The organism is Falsiroseomonas oryzae (genome assembly GCF_027856955.1).
Taxonomy (GTDB): Bacteria; Pseudomonadota; Alphaproteobacteria; order Acetobacterales; family Acetobacteraceae; genus Falsiroseomonas; species Falsiroseomonas oryzae.
On record NZ_JAPSMD010001039.1, the window covers coordinates 1 to 504 of the forward strand.

General features: G+C 77.6%; 1 protein-coding gene. It reads left to right on the top strand.

Features of this window, described 5'->3' with window-relative positions:
• On the top strand, positions 1–307 hold a 307-nt coding region (locus tag OZN99_RS33390), incomplete at its 5' end, for a helix-turn-helix transcriptional regulator (protein WP_270939450.1).
• Positions 308–504 lie beyond the last annotated feature (197 nt).

Consider the following 504-nt stretch of genomic DNA (forward strand, 5'->3'; position numbering starts at 1 on the left):
GGTGCCGGTGCTGCGCACCGAGGCGACCGACCTGCCGGCGGGCTTCCGCGGCGCGATGCTGCTGGTCACCGACGGGGCGCGCCGCCCGGCGCCGAATGCCGCGCTGCTCGGCAGGATGTTCGGCCTGACGCCGGCCGAGGCGCGGCTGGCGGCGGCGCTGGCGGCGGGGCGTTCGGCGGCGGACCATGCGAAGGCAAGGGGCGTCTCGGTGGAGACGGTGCGCAGCCAGTTGGCCGCCATCCGTCGCAAGACCGGCTGCCGGCGGCAGGCCGACCTCGCCGTGCTGCTCACGCGGCTGCCGGGGTAGCGCGGCGGCGCGGGCGGCTTTTTCCTTGCCGCTTGCAACCGACATTGCAACATTCCGCTTGTGGGTGGACAGGAGCGCATCCCGCGGGGCGGGGCGCCGGGCGCGGCGGCCTCCCGCTGGCTGCGCCCGGCGCGCGACACGCATGAGGAGGCCGCGGACCGCGCGGCGGCGCGTCTGCTCGGCATGGCGGAGCCCGC